Source organism: Microbacterium sp. W4I4, assembly GCF_030816235.1.
In the GTDB taxonomy this organism is placed as follows: Bacteria; Actinomycetota; Actinomycetes; order Actinomycetales; family Microbacteriaceae; genus Microbacterium.
This window is the reverse complement of sequence record NZ_JAUSXT010000001.1, coordinates 1,222,433-1,238,564: the sequence shown is the minus strand read 5'-3', so window position 1 is coordinate 1,238,564 and position 16,132 is coordinate 1,222,433. Positions and strand designations below refer to the sequence as shown.

11 protein-coding genes are annotated in these 16,132 nt (G+C 70.6%); 7 read left to right on the top strand and 4 right to left on the bottom strand.

Annotation, left to right across the window (positions count from 1 at the left end; all coding sequences use genetic code 11):
• Positions 1-16 precede the first annotated feature (16 nt).
• Positions 17-3,382 carry a thiol reductant ABC exporter subunit CydC gene (gene cydC / locus QF046_RS05975; protein WP_307367229.1) on the top strand — a complete coding sequence of 1,122 codons (3,366 nt, stop codon included), beginning with the start codon at positions 17-19 and terminating at the stop codon, positions 3,380-3,382.
• Between the two features lies 1 nt (position 3,383).
• On the opposite strand, the gene QF046_RS05970 is transcribed toward cydC, so the two are convergent.
• Together QF046_RS05970 and QF046_RS05965 are read right to left on the bottom strand one after the other, a co-directional pair.
• Positions 3,384-4,202, bottom strand: a complete 819-nt coding sequence (locus QF046_RS05970; RefSeq protein ID WP_307367228.1) for a M56 family metallopeptidase — start codon at positions 4,200-4,202, stop codon at positions 3,384-3,386.
• A 10-nt stretch (positions 4,203-4,212) separates the two neighbouring features.
• Positions 4,213-4,569, bottom strand: a complete 357-nt coding sequence (locus tag QF046_RS05965; protein ID WP_307367226.1) for a BlaI/MecI/CopY family transcriptional regulator — start codon at positions 4,567-4,569, stop codon at positions 4,213-4,215.
• A 158-nt stretch (positions 4,570-4,727) separates the two neighbouring features.
• On the opposite strand from QF046_RS05965, the gene QF046_RS05960 reads away from it, so the two are divergent.
• Genes QF046_RS05960 through QF046_RS05945 form a run of 4 tightly spaced genes read left to right on the top strand, consistent with a single transcriptional unit; the run spans position 4,728 to position 9,733 of the window.
• Positions 4,728-6,314 carry a cytochrome ubiquinol oxidase subunit I gene (locus tag QF046_RS05960; RefSeq protein WP_307367223.1) on the top strand — a complete coding sequence of 529 codons (1,587 nt, stop codon included), beginning with the start codon at positions 4,728-4,730 and terminating at the stop codon, positions 6,312-6,314.
• A 27-nt stretch (positions 6,315-6,341) separates the two neighbouring features.
• Positions 6,342-7,379 carry a cytochrome d ubiquinol oxidase subunit II gene (cydB, locus tag QF046_RS05955; protein ID WP_307367221.1) on the top strand — a complete coding sequence of 346 codons (1,038 nt, stop codon included), beginning with the start codon at positions 6,342-6,344 and terminating at the stop codon, positions 7,377-7,379.
• 47 nt (positions 7,380-7,426) lie between these two features.
• Entirely contained in the window at positions 7,427-9,103 is a 1,677-nt protein-coding gene (locus QF046_RS05950; RefSeq protein WP_307367219.1) for an MFS transporter, read from the top strand.
• 9 nt (positions 9,104-9,112) lie between these two features.
• Positions 9,113-9,733, top strand: coding sequence for a gamma carbonic anhydrase family protein (locus QF046_RS05945; protein ID WP_307367217.1), 621 nt, complete (start codon positions 9,113-9,115; stop codon positions 9,731-9,733).
• A gap of 109 nt (positions 9,734-9,842) precedes the next feature.
• Here the strand turns inward: QF046_RS05945 and gdhA are convergent, their stop codons facing one another.
• Together gdhA and QF046_RS05935 are read right to left on the bottom strand one after the other, a co-directional pair.
• Positions 9,843-11,159: an NADP-specific glutamate dehydrogenase gene (gene gdhA / locus QF046_RS05940; RefSeq protein ID WP_307372740.1), complete on the bottom strand. Its 1,317-nt coding sequence runs from the start codon at positions 11,157-11,159 to the stop codon at positions 9,843-9,845.
• 167 nt (positions 11,160-11,326) lie between these two features.
• Positions 11,327-14,017 (bottom strand): phosphoenolpyruvate carboxylase, encoded by a 2,691-nt coding sequence (locus QF046_RS05935; RefSeq protein ID WP_307367215.1) that lies wholly within the window; start codon positions 14,015-14,017, stop codon positions 11,327-11,329.
• Between the two features lie 100 nt (positions 14,018-14,117).
• Here QF046_RS05935 and QF046_RS05930 point away from each other — a divergent pair, with 100 nt between their 5' ends.
• Together QF046_RS05930 and QF046_RS05925 are read left to right on the top strand one after the other, a co-directional pair.
• On the top strand, positions 14,118-15,284 hold the full coding sequence (locus QF046_RS05930; protein ID WP_307367213.1) for a Na+/H+ antiporter NhaA: 1,167 nt from the start codon (positions 14,118-14,120) through the stop codon (positions 15,282-15,284).
• An 11-nt stretch (positions 15,285-15,295) separates the two neighbouring features.
• The gene (locus QF046_RS05925) at positions 15,296-15,943 is read left to right on the top strand and encodes a MazG family protein (protein WP_307367211.1); all 648 of its coding nucleotides are present in this window, start codon (positions 15,296-15,298) and stop codon (positions 15,941-15,943) included.
• Positions 15,944-16,132: the final 189 nt, after the last annotated feature.

Here is a 16,132-nt window from a genome sequence, read left to right as displayed (position 1 = left end):
ACTGTAGAATTGCGGGATGAGCGCGGAACGGATTCCGAACGATCCCTGGGTGGTCGAGGCCGAACGGACTCGGGATGCACCGGGATTCCGCCGACCCGAGTTCGGGCCGGTGCCGAAGGGCTCCATCTACGGGCTGGGCGCGCTGGCGGCATTCCGCGCGGTCGGTCTGGTGCTCATCGCCGAGGCCGTCGCCCGCGGCATCGGGGCGCTCGCCGGCTCCGGACTCACCGCCGACGCGACCCGGATCATCCTGCTGTGCGGGCTGGTCGGCCTGTTCCTGCGCGCGGGCGGGGAGTGGGCGGCATCCGTCGTCGCGCGACGCGTCGCCACGGATGTGAAACGCGACCTGCGGAGCCGGCTCTGGCGGCGGATCGCGCAGGGCGAGCGTGCGGGAGGCGGCACGGCCGTGCTCGCCGCCGACGGACTCGACGACCTGGACGACTACTACGTGCAGACTCTTCCCGCGCTGATCGGCGCGGCCGTGATCCCCCTGGTCGTCGGCGTGCGGATCCTCGGCGCCGACTGGCTGAGCGCGCTCATCATCGTGCTCACAGTGCCGCTCGTGCCGCTGTTCATGATCCTCATCGGCAAGCACACCCAGCAGCGCACCGACGAGGCGCTCAATGCGCTGACGCGCCTCGCCGACCACCTCACCGAACTCGCCCGTGGCCTGCCCGTGCTCGTCGGCCTGGGACGTGTCGAAGAGCAGACGCAGGCGCTGGACGGCATCCAGCGCCGCTATCGCACCCGCACCGAGGAGACCCTGCGCTGGGCCTTCCTGTCCTCGCTCGCCCTGGAACTGATCGCCACCATCTCCGTCGCCCTCGTCGCGGTCGTGCTCGGTCTGCGGCTGCTGGATCGGTCGATGGCCCTCGAACCGGCGCTGATCGCCCTGATCCTCGCCCCGGAGTGCTTCCAGGCGCTGCGCGATGTCGGATCGGCGTTCCACGCCTCGCAGGACGGGCTGTCCGCCCTCGACCGCGCCAAGGCCCTGCTGGCGAAGAAGCCCGCGCGGGACCTGCGGCGCAGTGGCGCGGATGCCGTGGCCGTCGAGAAGCTCAGCGTGCGATACGCCGGGCGTGCATCCGCCACGCTCACGGACGTCGACGCCGAACTGCACGGCATCACCGCTATCACCGGTCCCAGCGGTGCCGGCAAGTCGACGCTGCTCGCTGCGCTCGCAGGCGTCCTGCCCGAAGACGCCGAGACCGCCGGCGCGATCCGAGGGGCGGATGCCGTCGCCTGGGCGCCCCAGGCGCCACGGGCGTTCGCGGCGACACCGCGCGAGGAGATCGCGCTGTACGGAGCGGGAGATGATGCCCTCGCGGAACTCGGCCTGGCCGCGCTCGCCGATGCCGCCGTCGCAGAGCTGAGTCCGGGAGAGCTGCGGCGCCTCGCCGTCGCGCGCGCCCTGGCCCGAGTGGATGCCGGAGCGACGCTGCTCGTGCTCGACGAGCCCACCGCGCACCTCGACCCCGTCGCCGCGCAGCGGGTGCGGGATGCCGTGCTGCGCCGCGCCTCGTCCTGCACGATCGTCTTCGCCAGCCATGAGGCCGAGACACTGTCGCTGGCCGAGCACCGGATCGCCGTGGGAGCGGCGTCGTCACTTTCGCAGACGGTGCCGTCGCATCTGAAGGACGTTTCCGCTTCTGAAGGACGATCCGCCCCCAGGCGTCCTTCAGACCTGCAGACGTCCTCCACAAGCGCGCCGCACGAGTCCGCATCCGCGCGCCGCCTCACCCTGTTCTCCCTGCTGCGGCCCCATGCCTGGCTGTGGGCGGGGTCCATCGGGCTCGGAGCGCTCGCCGCCGGGTTGGCCGCCGCCCTCACGGCCGTGTCCGGATGGCTCATCGTGCGCGCCGGCGTCGAGGAGTACATCATGTACCTGCTCGTCGCGATCGTCGGCGTGCGCGCATTCGGCATCGGGCGCGCCGTGGGCCGCTACGCCGAGCGGCTCGTCACGCACCGTGCCGCGTTCCTGGTCGTGGACGCGCTGCGCCTGCGCCTCTGGCGCGCGATCTCCCAGCGAGGTGCGGGCTCGCGCCGGCTGCTGGAGGGCGGAGCGCCGCTCGACTACCTCGTGACCCTCGCCGACGACCTGAGAGACCAACTGCCGCGCATCGTGCCGCCGGTCGGGGCGGGCATCGTCGTGATCGCCGGGGCAATCGCGACCACCGCAGCGGTCGTCCCGCACCTGACCGTGCTCGTCGCATCCGTGCTGATCCTCTCCGTCGTCCTCGCGATCCTGCTCGCCGTCCGGGGTGAGCGCGGCGCCGGCGACCAGCGCATCGCCGCACGCTCGGCGATCGTCCGCGGAACAGCCGCGCTGGCGTCCGCCTCCGATGACCTGCGCGGCAACGGCGTCGCCGACAGCGCGCTGCGCGAGCTCGACGTCCAGGCAGACCGTCTCGCGACGGCCGAGCGGAGAGCCGCATGGTCGGCGGGCCTCGGCACCGCGGTCATCACCGCCGCGACGACCCTGCTCGCGGTGCTCGTGCCGCTGCTCTCCACCGGCACGCCGGCCGCGCTGGTCTCGGTCATCGCCCTGCTCGCGCTCGCGGTGCTCGAGCCGCTGGCCGGCCTCGTGACGGCGGCGCATCGGATGCCGGCGATGCGAGCCCTGCTCGAACGACTCGACCCGATCCTGCAGCCCGCGCCCACGGCGGAGTGGGGAACCCGGCATCCGGAAGCCACCCGTCGCCTCGCGCTCGACGACGTCACGATCCGGTACCCCGGCGGGGGGCATGCAGCGGTGTCCGGAGTCTCCGGCGCGGTCGAGCGCGGAGGCTGGCTCGCGCTGGACGGGCCGTCCGGATCCGGCAAATCCACGCTGCTGTCGGCGGTGATGGGGGCGCTGCCCGTGGCATCCGGTGCCGTCGTCGCCGACGACGTGCCGCTCACCGCGTTGGACGAGCGCGCGTGGCGAGACCGCGTCGCGTGGTGCCCGCAGGACGCGTACGTGTTCGATTCGACGCTGCGCGGCAACCTGCTGCTCTCCCGCGCGCGCGACGACGCACCGGACGATCATGACATGCGCGATGTGCTGGGCCGTGCCGGGCTCGGCGCCCTGCTCGCCTCTCTCGCAGACGGACTCGACACCCGCGTGGGCGCCGGCGGCTCGGCGCTCTCCGGCGGAGAGCGTCAGCGCCTGGCCGTGGCGCGCGCCCTGCTCACCCGATCGGACGTGATCCTGCTCGACGAGCCCACCGCGCACCTCGACGAGCCGACCGCGGCTGCCATGATGGCCGACGTCCGCGCGGCCACCGCGGACCGCGTCGTGCTGCTCGTCTCGCACCGCGTCGCCGACCGTCGGGAAGGCGATGCGATCGTGCGGCTCGCCGCCGGCATCCGCCTCCCGGTCGACGAGCCCGTGGCGCGCTGACTCAGGCGGCGAGTCGGCGGAACCGGTCGCTCACGCGCGTCGACCCGGAAACCGGCTGATCCGCCACAGCACCGGAGACGCCTGCGGCACCGACCTGCAGGATCGCGCGGGCGAGCACCTCGTCGCGCACCTCGCGGCGCGCGTGGTCGTCGGCGAGCATCTCCACGAGCGCCGCCACTTCGACCTCGGCGCGGGCGGCGATCGGGAACCAGGGCAGCGCCGAGCGCCAGGCGCGGAACGCGAGCAGCAGCAGATCGTGCCGCTGCTCGACGTGCGCGCGCTCGTGGGCGATCACGGCGACCAGCTCATCCGCATCCAGCCGGTCCAGCAGACCCTGCGAGAGCACGGTCACCGACCGCGCGCCGTTCGGAAGGCAGTACGCCACCGGCACGGCGTCGTCGATCACCCGCGTGCGCGCCCGGGTCGGATGCGGGGACGTGAGCAGCTCGAGCAGTGCCAGGTGCCGGTGCCGCTGACGCGTCACCTGCACGATCGTCACGCCCAGATGCGCCAGCAGGTAGACGGCGAAGGCCAGCGCGGGGATCAGGGCGAGGAGCGGATGCTCGGGAAGCGCGGAGTATCCGGCCAGCGCGAGGGCCCCGATCATCGACAGGCCTCCGGCCAGCCCGATCGCCTGCCAGAGCAGCAGAGCCATCACCGGCATCCGCATCGGCCACGCGGCGCGGGAGAGGAGCACTGGCACCGGCCAGGCCAGGGCGAGAGCCAGGGCGCCGAGCAGGGCGGCGGCCGCGATGACGACGCCGTGCGGGATCACCAGTGCGCCGGTGAGTGCGGCGTCGACCTCCGCGAGCTCGATCATCGCAGAGGACTCAGCTCGTGCGCCCGAGCAGCTGACGAAGGATCGCCGCGTCCTCCACGGACACGCCGCCCACGAAGCGCTCCAGCACGGCGGTGCGATCGGCGGCGTCGCCCAGCACCGAGTGCATGAGCTCTGCGACGTGATCGGCGCGGGAGGCGATCGCCGTGTAGTGGTGCGGGCGAGAGGAGCGGTCGGAGCTGACGAAGCCCTTCTTCTCCAGGCGTGACAGCACGGTCAGCAGGGTGGTGGCGGCGAGGGAGCGACCCTCGGTCTCGAGGCGGTGCTGCACGTCGTAGGCGCTCAGCGAGCCGTCGGCATCCCAAAGGGCGTCCATGACGGCGCGTTCCAGTTCTCCGAGCGTTCCCATAGCGGCCTCCTCCGTCGCGGCATCCTGCACACCGCATCCTCGATTCTACCAGTTGTCGAAATTGTTCTATGCTCTGTCGAAATAGTTCTACGTGACGTAGAATTCAAGAGTGCCGGCGAGAATCGCCGACCGACGCCGCACCCAGAAGGAGATTCCGCGTGGACGTGCTCGACATCGCCCGGTGGCAGTTCGGCATCACGACCGTCTATCACTTCCTCATGGTCCCGCTCACTCTGGGGCTGGGCATGATGGTCGCCATCATGCAGACCCGGTGGGTGCGCACGGGGGACGAGAAGTTCCTGCGCATGACCAAGTTCTGGGGCAAGGTCTACCTGATCAACTTCATCATCGGCGTCGCCACCGGGCTCGTACAGGAGTTCCAGTTCGGCATGGCGTGGAGCGAGTACTCCCGCTTCGTCGGCGACGTCTTCGGCGCACCGCTCGCGATGGAGGGGCTGCTGGCCTTCTTCGTCGAATCGACATTCCTCGGTATCTGGATCTTCGGCTGGGGACGCCTGCGCAAGGGCCTGCACCTCACCGCGCTCTGGTGCGCGGTGATCGGCTCCTGGATCTCCGCGTTCTTCATCATCGTGGCGAACTCGTGGATGCAGCATCCGGTCGGCGTCGAGATGAGCGCGGACGGGCGACCGGTGATGACCGACGTCTGGGCCGTCCTGACCAACAGCACCGCGCTGGCCGCGTACACGCACACGATCCTCGGCGCGCTGGTCGTCGCGGGAATGTTCCTGATCGGAATCTCCTGGTACCACCTGTGGCGCCGCCGCCACGACGGCATCGACACGGTCGACGAGACCGGCCACGTGATCGTCGGAGAGACGGATGCCGCACCCGGCCGCGACCGCACCGATCACGGCGTGTGGATCTGGTCGCTGCGCCTCGGCGCGGTCATCGCCGTGCTGGGCTTCCTCGGCACGGTCGTGACCGGCGACATCCAGGGCAAGCTCATGTACGAGCAGCAGCCCATGAAGATGGCCGCAGCCGAAGCCGCCTGCCACACCGGCTCGTCCTTCTCGGTGCTCTCGCTCGGCGACCCCGGATCCACCGACTGCGGCGACGTCGTCACGCTCATCGAGGTCCCGGGCGCCCTCGGCTTCCTCGGAACGGGGGAGTGGGGCGCCGACATGCCCGGTATCCGCGACCTTGAGCCGCGCTACGTCGACCAGTACGGCGCCACCATCCCGGACGACGCGCTGTACGGCACGCACGCAGGCGCCGAGATCGACTACGTGCCGCTGATGTGGGTGACCTATTGGGGCTTCCGCCTGATGATCGGCCTCGGCGCGGTCGTCGCCTTCGGCGCAGTCGTGGCGGTCTGGCTGACACGGAAGGGCACCGTGCCGCGCTCGCCGTGGATCATGCGGCTCGCGCTGCTCGGCATGGTCGCGCCCTTCGCCGCGAACATCGCCGGCTGGATCTTCACAGAACTCGGCCGACAGCCCTTCGTGGTGGCGCCGAATCCCGATCCCTCCGGCGTCGACGGGGTCTTCATGTTCACCGCCGCCGCGGTCTCGCCGGGAGTGACCGCGGGGGAGATGCTCTTCTCCGTGATCACGCTCAGCCTGGTCTACGGCGTCATGCTCGTGATCGAGGGGTACCTCATGGTCAAGTACGTCCGCGGCGGTGTGGCCGCCTCCATGCCCGAGCTGAGCGCGCCCCACGGCGACCCCGGCGACGGACCCGACAGCGGCGAGAAGCAGGGCGACGTGCTCGCCTTCGCCTACTGACCGGCCGATCCGAGAGGAACAAAGGAAATGGAACCGCTTCCCGTCGTCTGGTTCATCGCGATCGCCGTGCTCTGGCTCGGTTACCTGCTGCTGGAGGGCTTCGACCTCGGCGTCGGCATGCACATGATCTTCTCCACGCGCGACGAGCGCGACCGCCGGGTCATGCTCAACACGATCGGCCCGGTGTGGGACGGCAACGAGGTCTGGCTGATCACCGCGGGCGCCGCGATGTTCGCCGCCTTCCCCGCCTGGTACGCCTCGCTGTTCTCGACCCTGTACGTGCCGCTGACGATCACGCTGGTCGGGCTGATCGTGCGCGCCGTCGGCATCGAATACCGCGGCAAGATCCACACCGAGCGCTGGCGCACCTTCTGGACCTGGATGATCGGACTCGGTTCGCTCATCGTGACGTTCTGCATCGGTGCGGCGCTCGCGCTGACCACCACCGGACTGCCGATCGATGCGAACGGCGATCGCGTCGGCGGTCCCTTCGTCTGGCTCACCGTGCCCGCCGTGCTGGGCGGACTCGCCGTGGTCGGCTTCGCCCTCGCGCACGCTGCGACCTTCCTCGGGCTCAAGGCGGACGGTCCGGTGCGCGACCGCGCCGGTCGGTTCGCCGCCCGCTGGGCGCCGCTGTGCCTGGTGCCCGCAGCGATCTGGGCGATCCTCGTGCAGATGCGCCACGGTGGCGGGGTGCTCTCCTGGGCGCTCATCGCGCTGGCCGTCGTAGCCGCCGTGCTCGGCTGGCTGGCTGCTCGCCGCCGCAACGAGGGCTATGCGTTCATGGGATACGCCGGGTTCGGCCTGTTCGGTGTGGCGGCGATCTTCGCGGCTCTGTTCCCGCTGGTGCTGCCCTCGACGGTGGATGCGGCCTTCGACCTCACCGTCTGGAACGCCGCCAACGGTCCCTACACGCTCGGCGTGATGACGGTCGTGGCAGGCGTCTCGCTGCCGGTGATCATCCTGTACCAGGCGTGGAGTTACTGGATCTTCCGCAAGCGCGTGACCCCCGGCATGATCCCCGAGGTGCACATCGTCCTGCCGGCGGTGCTGCGCGCCCCATGACGTCCTCCCACTAGCGGTCAGGCTCCGCGGAGGGCTAGATTCGCGTCATGACCCGTCGTACGGGCCGGCTGCGAGAGGCGCTGGGGGCGTTCGCCGCGAACTGGCGCAATGTCAGTCTCCGGCGCGCGCAGCTGAGTTTCTTCGCCGCCTGGGCCGCCGAGTGCGCGTTCACGGTCGCGCTCAGCATCGTCGCCTACGACGCCGGAGGCGCGCTCGCGGTGGGCATCGTCGGGCTGGTGACGGTGCTGCCCAGCGCGGTGCTCACTCCGCTGCTCGCCCCGCTCGCCGATCGCGGCAGGCGGGAGCGAGTGCTGTTCATCGTGTCCGCAGCACGCGGGGCGGCGATGGGCATCGCCGCCCTGATCGTCGCGCTCTCCGGTCCGGTCTTCGCCGTGTACGCCGTCGCCGCAGCATCATCGGTGGCTGCCTCGCTGTTCCGACCGGCGCACTCCGCGCTTCTCCCCGGGCTCTGCCGCACAGGCAACGAGCTGGCCGGGGCGAACGTCGTTCGCGGAATGCTGGATTCCCTGGCGAGCCTGATCGGACCGCTCGTCGCCGCTGTGCTGCTGGCGCTCGTGGACTCCTCGGCCGTGCTTGCCGTCGCCGCCGGGTCGGCGTTCTGCGCGGCGCTGCTGGTGACGCGCCTGAAGTACGAATCGGCGCCGTCCGGGCACGCACCGCGCGCGGCTCGCGTGCCGTCCCTGATGACCGAGGTCGTCGAGGGCATCAGAGCCGTGACGGACAATCGTGGACTGCTGCTGATCCTGCTGCTCGTCGCCGCCCAGACCTTCACCCGCGGTGCGCTGACGGTGTTCTCGGTGGTGGTCGCCATCGAACTCCTCGACATGGGCGACTCCGGCGCCGGAGCACTGATGTCGGCGCTCGGCGTCGGCGCGGTCTGCGGCTCGCTCGCCGCCTCCATGCTCGTCAGCACCTGGCGTCTGGGCGCCTGGTTCGCGATCGGCGTGGCCGTGTGGGGAGCGCCGATCGCCCTCATCGGGGTGTTCCCGCAGCAGACGCCCGCGCTGCTGCTGCTCGCCGCCGTCGGCGTCGCGAACGCGCTGATCGACGCCGGGGGCTTCACTCTGGTCGGAAGGCTGACGCCGGATGCGGTGATGGCGCGCGTCTTCGGTCTGCTCGAAACCCTGGTGGCCGTGTCGATCGGCGTCGGCTCGCTGGTCGCCTCGGCGCTGATCGAGGGATTCGGCATCCGCCCCGCGCTGATCATCGTCGGTCTGCTCTGTCCCGTACTGGCTGTCGCCTCGTGGTGGCGGATCCGCCGCATCGACCGGACCGTGCAGGACCTCGACGAGGAGCTCGGACTGCTCAAGCGCGTGCCCATGCTCGACCCGTTGCCTCTGCCGGTGATCGAGATGCTCGCGCGGGGCCTGGAGCCGGTCGACGTCGATGCCGGGGCGACCGTCTTCGCGCAGGGAGAGGTCGGCGACCGCTACTACGTGATCGAATCCGGCGAGATCGACGTCATCGGCGACGGCCGGCACATCACGACACTGGGGCCGGGGGAGGGCTTCGGCGAGATCGCCCTGCTGCGGCGCACGCCGCGCACAGCGACCGCCCGGGCTCGCACCGCCACTCGACTCCGCGCCCTCACAGCGGATCGCTTCACGACGTCCGTGCTCGGGTTCTCCTCCAGCGCGGTCGTGGCGGAGGAAGACGTCGACGAGCGGCTCGGACGGTACCGCCCGGCCGGGAGGCACGACTAGTCTGGCGGCATGATCTACGAGCACCTCGGGGCTCGGCCCCGCATCCACGACACCGCCGTCGTGGCGCCGACCGCGGTCATCTCCGGCGACGTGGAGATCGGACCGGACTGCCAGGTGCTGCACGGCGCCGTGATCACTGCCGAGGGCGGGCCGATCACGCTCGGCGAGCACGTGATCGTGATGGAGAACGCCCTGATCCGCGCCACCGCGGCCAACGCGGTGCACATCGGCTCGCACACGCTCGTCGGCACGCTGGCCAGCATCGCCGGCGCGACGGTCGGCGAGGAGGTGTTCTTCGCCTCCGGCGCGCGCGTGTTCAACGGCGCTCTGGTCGGGGCGCACTGCGAGATCCGTGTCAATGCGATCGTGCAGCGGCGGGCCGTCCTGCCGGAGGGCACGGTCGTGCCGATCGGCTGGGTCGCGGCCGGCGACCCCGTTCAGCTGTTCTCACCCGATCAGGCCGATGAGATCGCCCAGGCCATGCCCGAGCTGGACTTCCCCGGTCACGTCTTCGGCGTCGACCGGGACACCCCCGACCTGATGGTGCAGCTCACCGAGCGCTACGCCAGCTCATTGGCCCGACACGCGGACGACCGTCACGTCGGCACCACCCGCGCCGGCCTCGCGTAGTCGGCACCCGTCAGCATCCCCGCACGCGAGAAACCACTCCCCGCGTGAGAAACCACGCCGGGCGTGATGTCTCGTGCGAAAAGTGGTTTCTCGACGAAGCAGGCGTGGGTCAGATGACGCCCTGGGCGATCATCGCATCGGCGACGCGCTCGAAACCGGCGATGTTGGCGCCCGCGACGTAGTCGCCCGGGGTGCCGTAGCGCTCGGCCGCACGGAACGACGCGTCGTGGATGTCGGCCATGATGTCGCGCAGCTTCTGCTCGCTGTTCGCGAAGTTCCAGCGCTGACGCGAGGCGTTCTGGCTCATCTCGAGGGCCGAGGTGGCCACTCCGCCGGCGTTCGCGGCCTTGCCCGGTGCGAAGAGCACCTCGGAGTCCTGGAACGCGCCCACGGCCTCGGGGGTGGAGGGCATGTTGGCGCCTTCGGCCACGGCGCGCACGCCGTTGGCGATCAGCATCTGCGCGGATTCCAGGCTCAGCTCGTTCTGCGTGGCAGAGGGCACGGCGATGTCGACCGGCACCTCCCAGACGTTCCCGCCCTCGACGAAGCGCGCGCCGGGACGACGGTTCGCGTACTCGACGATGCGGCCGCGCTCGACCTCCTTGATCTGGCGCAGCAGGCTCAGGTCGATGCCGGCGTCGTCGACGACGTAGCCGGAGGAGTCGGATGCCGTCACGGCGCGTGCGCCGAGCTGGGTGGCCTTCTCGATCGCGTAGATCGCGACGTTGCCGGAGCCGGAGACCGCGACGCGCTTGCCTTCGAGGGTCTCGCCGTGCACGGCCAGCATCTCCTGCACGAAGAACACCGCGCCGTAGCCGGTGGCCTCGGTGCGCACCTGCGCGCCGCCCCAGCCGATGCCCTTGCCGGTGAGGATGCCGGATTCGTGGCGGTTCGTGATCTTGCGGTACATGCCGAACATGTAGCCGATCTCCCGGCCGCCCACGCCGATGTCGCCCGCGGGGACGTCGGTGTGCTCGCCGATGTGGCGGTACAGCTCGCTCATGAACGACTGGCAGAAGCGCATGACCTCGGCCTCGCTCTTGCCGTGCGGGTCGAAGTTCGAGCCGCCCTTGCCGCCGCCGATGCCCTGACCGGTGAGCGCGTTCTTGAAGATCTGCTCGAAGCCGAGGAACTTGACGATCGAGATGTTCACCGAGGGGTGGAAGCGCAGGCCGCCCTTGTACGGGCCGAGTGCCGAGTTGTACTGCACGCGGTAGCCGCGGTTGACCTGCAGCTTGCCGGAGTCGTCGATCCACGGCACCCGGAAGAGGATCTGGCGCTCCGGCTCGACGAGACGCTCCAGGATGCCGTTGTCGGTGTACTCCGGGTGACGCTCGAGCACGGGGCCGATCGAGTGCAGCACCTCGTGAACCGCCTGGTGGAACTCCGGCTCGTTCGGGTTGACGCTGCGCACGCCGTCGAACACGGGCTGTGCGGCGGCGCTGAGCGGATGGAAGTCGGCAGTGGTATCGGTCACGCGGGAAGCTTTCTCAGAGGCGGATGGGGGATGCGAGCGATCGTGTCGCATGATGCTTCGCCGGATCAGGCTGAGTTTTCACCCTACAACCCTCGCCGAGCGGCCCTGACATCGTGTCATCCGGTGTTCTGCAGGCCCGCCGCGACCCCGCTCACGGAGAGCAGCAGGAGCCGCTGCAGGTCGGGGGTCTGCACGGGCTCGGTCGTCGCCGTCGTGCGCAGGGCGCGCAGGGCGCGCAGCTGCAGCAGCGAGAGGGCGTCGACGTACGGGGTGCGCAGCTGCACGGCGCGCTGCAGGATCGGCTTGTTGGTGAGCAGGCCGTCGCCGCCGGTGAGGCGGATGACCCACTCACGAGTCAGGCGCAGCTCGTCCAGCACGATCTTCGCGAGGTCGTCGCGATCGCCGAGGGCCAGATACTCTCCGGCGATGCGTTCGTCGGTCTTCGCCAGGCTCATCGCGACGTTGTCGACCATGGTGTGCAGGAGCGGCCATTCGCGGTACGCCTCGATCAGCGCCTGCTCGTCGCCGACGGCATCCAGCGCCGATCCCAGGCCGAACCAGCCGGCGAGGTTGATGCGGGCCTGGGTCCACGCGAAGACCCACGGAATGGCCCGCAGATCCTCCAGCGATTCGACGGACAGGCCGCGTCGCGCCGGGCGCGAACCCAGGGCGAGCAGTCCGATCTCCTCCATCGGGGTGACGGTGGCGAACCAGGGGGCGAACCCGTCGGCGGCGACCAGCGAGAAGAATCGGTCGCGGGATGCCACGTCCATGACGCCCGCGATCGAGGAGAACCGCTCCGCGGCGTCGCTGATGCGCTTCTCGACGGTCGGCGAAGACGCCAGCAGCGTCGCCGCCGCAACCTGGTCGATGTGCCGCATCGCGATCGCGGGCTCGCCGTACCGGGCGAAGATGACCTCGCCCTGCTCGGTGAGCTTGAAGCGGCCGTCGACCGAGTGCGGCGGCTGCGCGAGGATCGCGGAGTTCGCCGGTCCGCCACCGCGGCCCAGCGCGCCGCCGCGGCCGTGGAAGAGAGTGAGGCGGATGCCGGATTCCACGGCCCACTGCGCGATATCGCGCTGGGCTTCGTACAGCGCCAGGGTGGCGGCGACGGGGCCGACGTCCTTGGAGGAGTCGGAGTAGCCGAGCATCACCTCGAGCCGGTTGCCGGTGGCCTCCAGTCGGGCGCGGAACGCGGGGAACCGCACGACCTCGGCGAGGATGCCGGGGGCGGCCTGCAGGTCGGCGAAGGTCTCGAACAGCGGCACCACGTCGAGCACCGGTGCGTCGTCGCCGAGCGCGTGCGCGGCGAGCTCGTGCACGGCGGCGAGGTCCGCGGCCGAGCGGGTGAAGGAGACGACGTAGCGGCCCGCTGCCCGCAGTCCGTAGCGCTTCTGGATGTCGGCGACCGCGCGGAACACCTCGAGAACCTCCTGGGCGCGCTCGCTGAGCTCACCGCCCGCCTCGATCTCGGCGAGGGTCTCGGCGTGCACCTGCGAGTGCTGGCGCACCTCGAGCTCGGTGAGGTGGAAGCCGTAGGTCTCCACCTGCCAGATCAGGTGCTGCACGCCGCCGAACGCGTGGCGGGTGGCGCCGGCATCCGCCAGCGAGGACTGCACCACGCGCAGGTCGGCCAGCAGCTCCTCGGGAGAGGCGTACGCGCCGTCGGCGTCGATGCGCGTGGCGTGCACGCGGTGGGCAAGCGAGAGAACCACGCGGCGGTGCGGCTCGTCGGGCGAGCGCTTGGCGATCTCAGCCGCGATCCTGGCGTGCGTCTGCTCGAACCGCGTCCAGATGCCCGCGACATCGGTGCTGGGAGGGGTGCCCTCGCCGTCGAGGGTGAGGGTGCGGCCGATCCGCTCGATCGCCCGCTCGATCCCGCGCAGCACGTGATCGGCGGCGATGTCGGCCGCCTCGCGGGTGACCGACGCCGTGACGAACGGATTGCCGTCGCGGTCGCCGCCGACCCAGGAGCCGACCCGCACGAATGCGGGCACGAGGGGTGCGGAGCTGCCGGAGTCCTCACCGCGCAGAGCGTCGTCGATGCGGCGGTACACGTGCGGCACGGTGGTGAACAGCGTCTCGTCGAACACGCTCATGACCGTGCGCACCTCGTCGGTGGGCGAGGGCTTCTGGGCGCGCAGCGGCGCGGTGCGCCACAGGGTGTCGATCTCCTCCAGCATCCGACGGTGCGCACGCTTCTGCTCCGCGCCGCCGACGCTCGCGGCGTCGTTCTGGGTGAGCAGCTCGGACAGGCGGCGGATGCTGCCGGACACCGCGCGTCGGCGGGCCTCGGTCGGATGCGCGGTGAAGACCGGGTGGAAGCGCAGGTCGGCGAGGCGCTCGCGGGCCTGCTCGTCGCCGATCTCGCCGCGCAGCTGCGCGAATGCGGTCGCGACGGTGTCGGCCGGCCGCTGCGGGGTCGCTGAGCCCGTCGAGGGGGCCGGCTTTCCGGCGCGTTCGCGCAGGACGCGAACCCGCTGGTGCTCCTCGGCGAGATTCACGAGGTGGAAGTAGCAGGTGAAGGCACGGGCGACCTCGTCGGCCCGCTCGATCGTGAAGGAGTCGGCGATGGAGGCCGCGCGCTCGAAGGCGCCGTCGTCATCGGCATCCGCCGCCTGGATCGTCGCCAGGCGCAGACGCTCGACATCCTCGAAGAGTCCGGGGGTGCCGGACTCCTGCAGCACCTGACCGAGCAGACCGCCCAGCATGCGCACGTCCGCGCGCATGCTGTCGGGAATGCCGTTGGATGCTTCGAATCGACTGATGACGCGGATGGCTTCGGTGTTCGTGGGCTCGAGCGGCATGTTTCGAGCGTATCCCGCGTCCATTCGGCATCCGTTCTTCGTGACGGGCGACGGGCCGCCGGCCGTGGCGCGCACAGGCCTGGGCCCTAGCATGGAGACGATGCGCATCTCGGCAAACCCTCTTCGCGGCCAGCAGTTCTCGGCCGCTCTTCTGCTCGCCGCAGCCGCCCTCGGGCTGCTCTTCGCCAACCTCGCGACCCATGACCCGATCGCCGCGGTGCTGCACGCGCACATCGCGATCCCCGGCACGGCACTGGACCTGTCGATCGAGGAATGGGTGGCCGACGGCCTGCTGGCGATCTTCTTCCTCGTCGTCGCGATCGAACTGCGGCACGAGCTCACCCACGGTGAGCTGAACTCCGTGCACAAGGCCGTGCAGCCCGCGATCGCGGCGGCCGGCGGCGTGCTGGTGCCGATCGGCATCTACCTTCTGATCGCCGGCGGCGAGGGCACCCAGAACGGCTGGCCTATCCCCACCGCCACCGACATCGCCTTCGCGCTCGGCGTGCTCGCGATGTTCGGGAAGGGGCTGCCCCCTGCCGTGCGCGTCTTCCTGCTGGCCCTCGCGATCCTCGACGACATCATCGGCATCATCTTCATCGCCGTACTCTTCGCGCACGACGTGAACTGGCTGATGTTCGCGCTCGCCGTGGTCGCCGTCGTGATCTTCGCGCTGCTGAGTCGGGTGCTGGCGAAGACGGGCTCCTCGGGAATTGCCGTACTGATGGGCGTCATCGGTGTGGTCGCCTGGGGTCTGATGGCGGTCTCCGGCATCCACGCCACGATCGCGGGCGTGCTGCTCGGGCTGTTCATGTCGCCGGCTCCCGCCGAGAAGACCCGGCATGCACTGGAACCCACGGTGAACGGCGTGATCCTGCCGATCTTCGCGTTCGTCGCGGCGTTCGTGGTGATCCCGCAGGTGCCGCTGAGTGAGCTGTCGCCGGCGTTCTGGGCGATCCTGATCGCACTGCCGGTGGGCAAGATCATCGGGATCACGCTGTTCGGCTGGATCAGCCTGCAGCTGCGCCCGCGCGGCACCGCGCCGTCGCTGGTGCTGCCCGACATCCTCGCAGCGGGTGTGCTGGGCGGCATCGGATTCACCGTGTCGCTGCTGCTCGCCAACCTCGCGTTCGCGGGCGACGGCGCCGTGCGCGACGAGGCGATCCTGGGCGTGCTCGGCGGCTCGCTGATCGCCCTGGTGCTGTCGGCTGTGTTCGTCTCGATGCGGGCACGGCATTACCGGATGCTGGCGGCTGCGGCTGCCTGAGGAGGATGGCCATGACTGATCCGCTGCAGCTGCCCGATCCGCTGCGCGCTGCGGCGGAGACCATGCGCCAGGTGCGGGAGCGCTGTGTGTGGTCGCAGCAGATCACGCATCGTGATCTGGTGCCGTACCTCATCGAGGAGTCGCACGAGCTCATCGACGCCGTCGAGAGCGGGGATCGCGCCGAGATGCGCGAGGAGCTCGGCGACCTGCTCTGGCAGGTGCTGTTCCACGCGGCCGTCGCCGCGCAGGACCCTGAGGAGCCGTTCGACATCGACGACGTGGCGCGAGGTCTCACCGAGAAGATGGTCCGTCGGCATCCGCACGTCTTCGCGGATGCCGTCGCCACGACGCCCGAAGAGGTGCTGGTGCACTGGAATGCGGCCAAGGCTCTGGAGAAGAAGGAGCGGCGCAGCGTGCTCGACGGCGTGCCGAGCGGCATGCCGGCGCTGGCCCGGGCGCAGAAGGTGCTCGGCCGCGCCGCCAAGGTCGTGGATGACCCCGCCGCGGCATCCGAGCCCGCCTCAGAGGCCGAGCTCGGCGACGCCCTGCTCGCCCTCGTCGCGCAGGCGCGCGAGAACGGATGGGATGCCGAGCGCGCGCTGCGCGAGCGCCTGCGCCTGCTGGAGGACCAGGTCCGCGCCGCCGAGTCCCGACCCTGAGGCGCATCGACGCTCAGCCTGGATCGAAAACGCACCGAGTGGTCGTCCGCGATTCGACCTGGATCAAGAACGCAGGGGAATCGGCGTCTGCGGGTGCGTTTCTGATCCAGCCCGATGGGGCGCGGAGTCGGGCGTGCTCGTCAGACCTGGGAAGATGGACGGGTGGCAAACGTGAACCCGCCGCGCGGC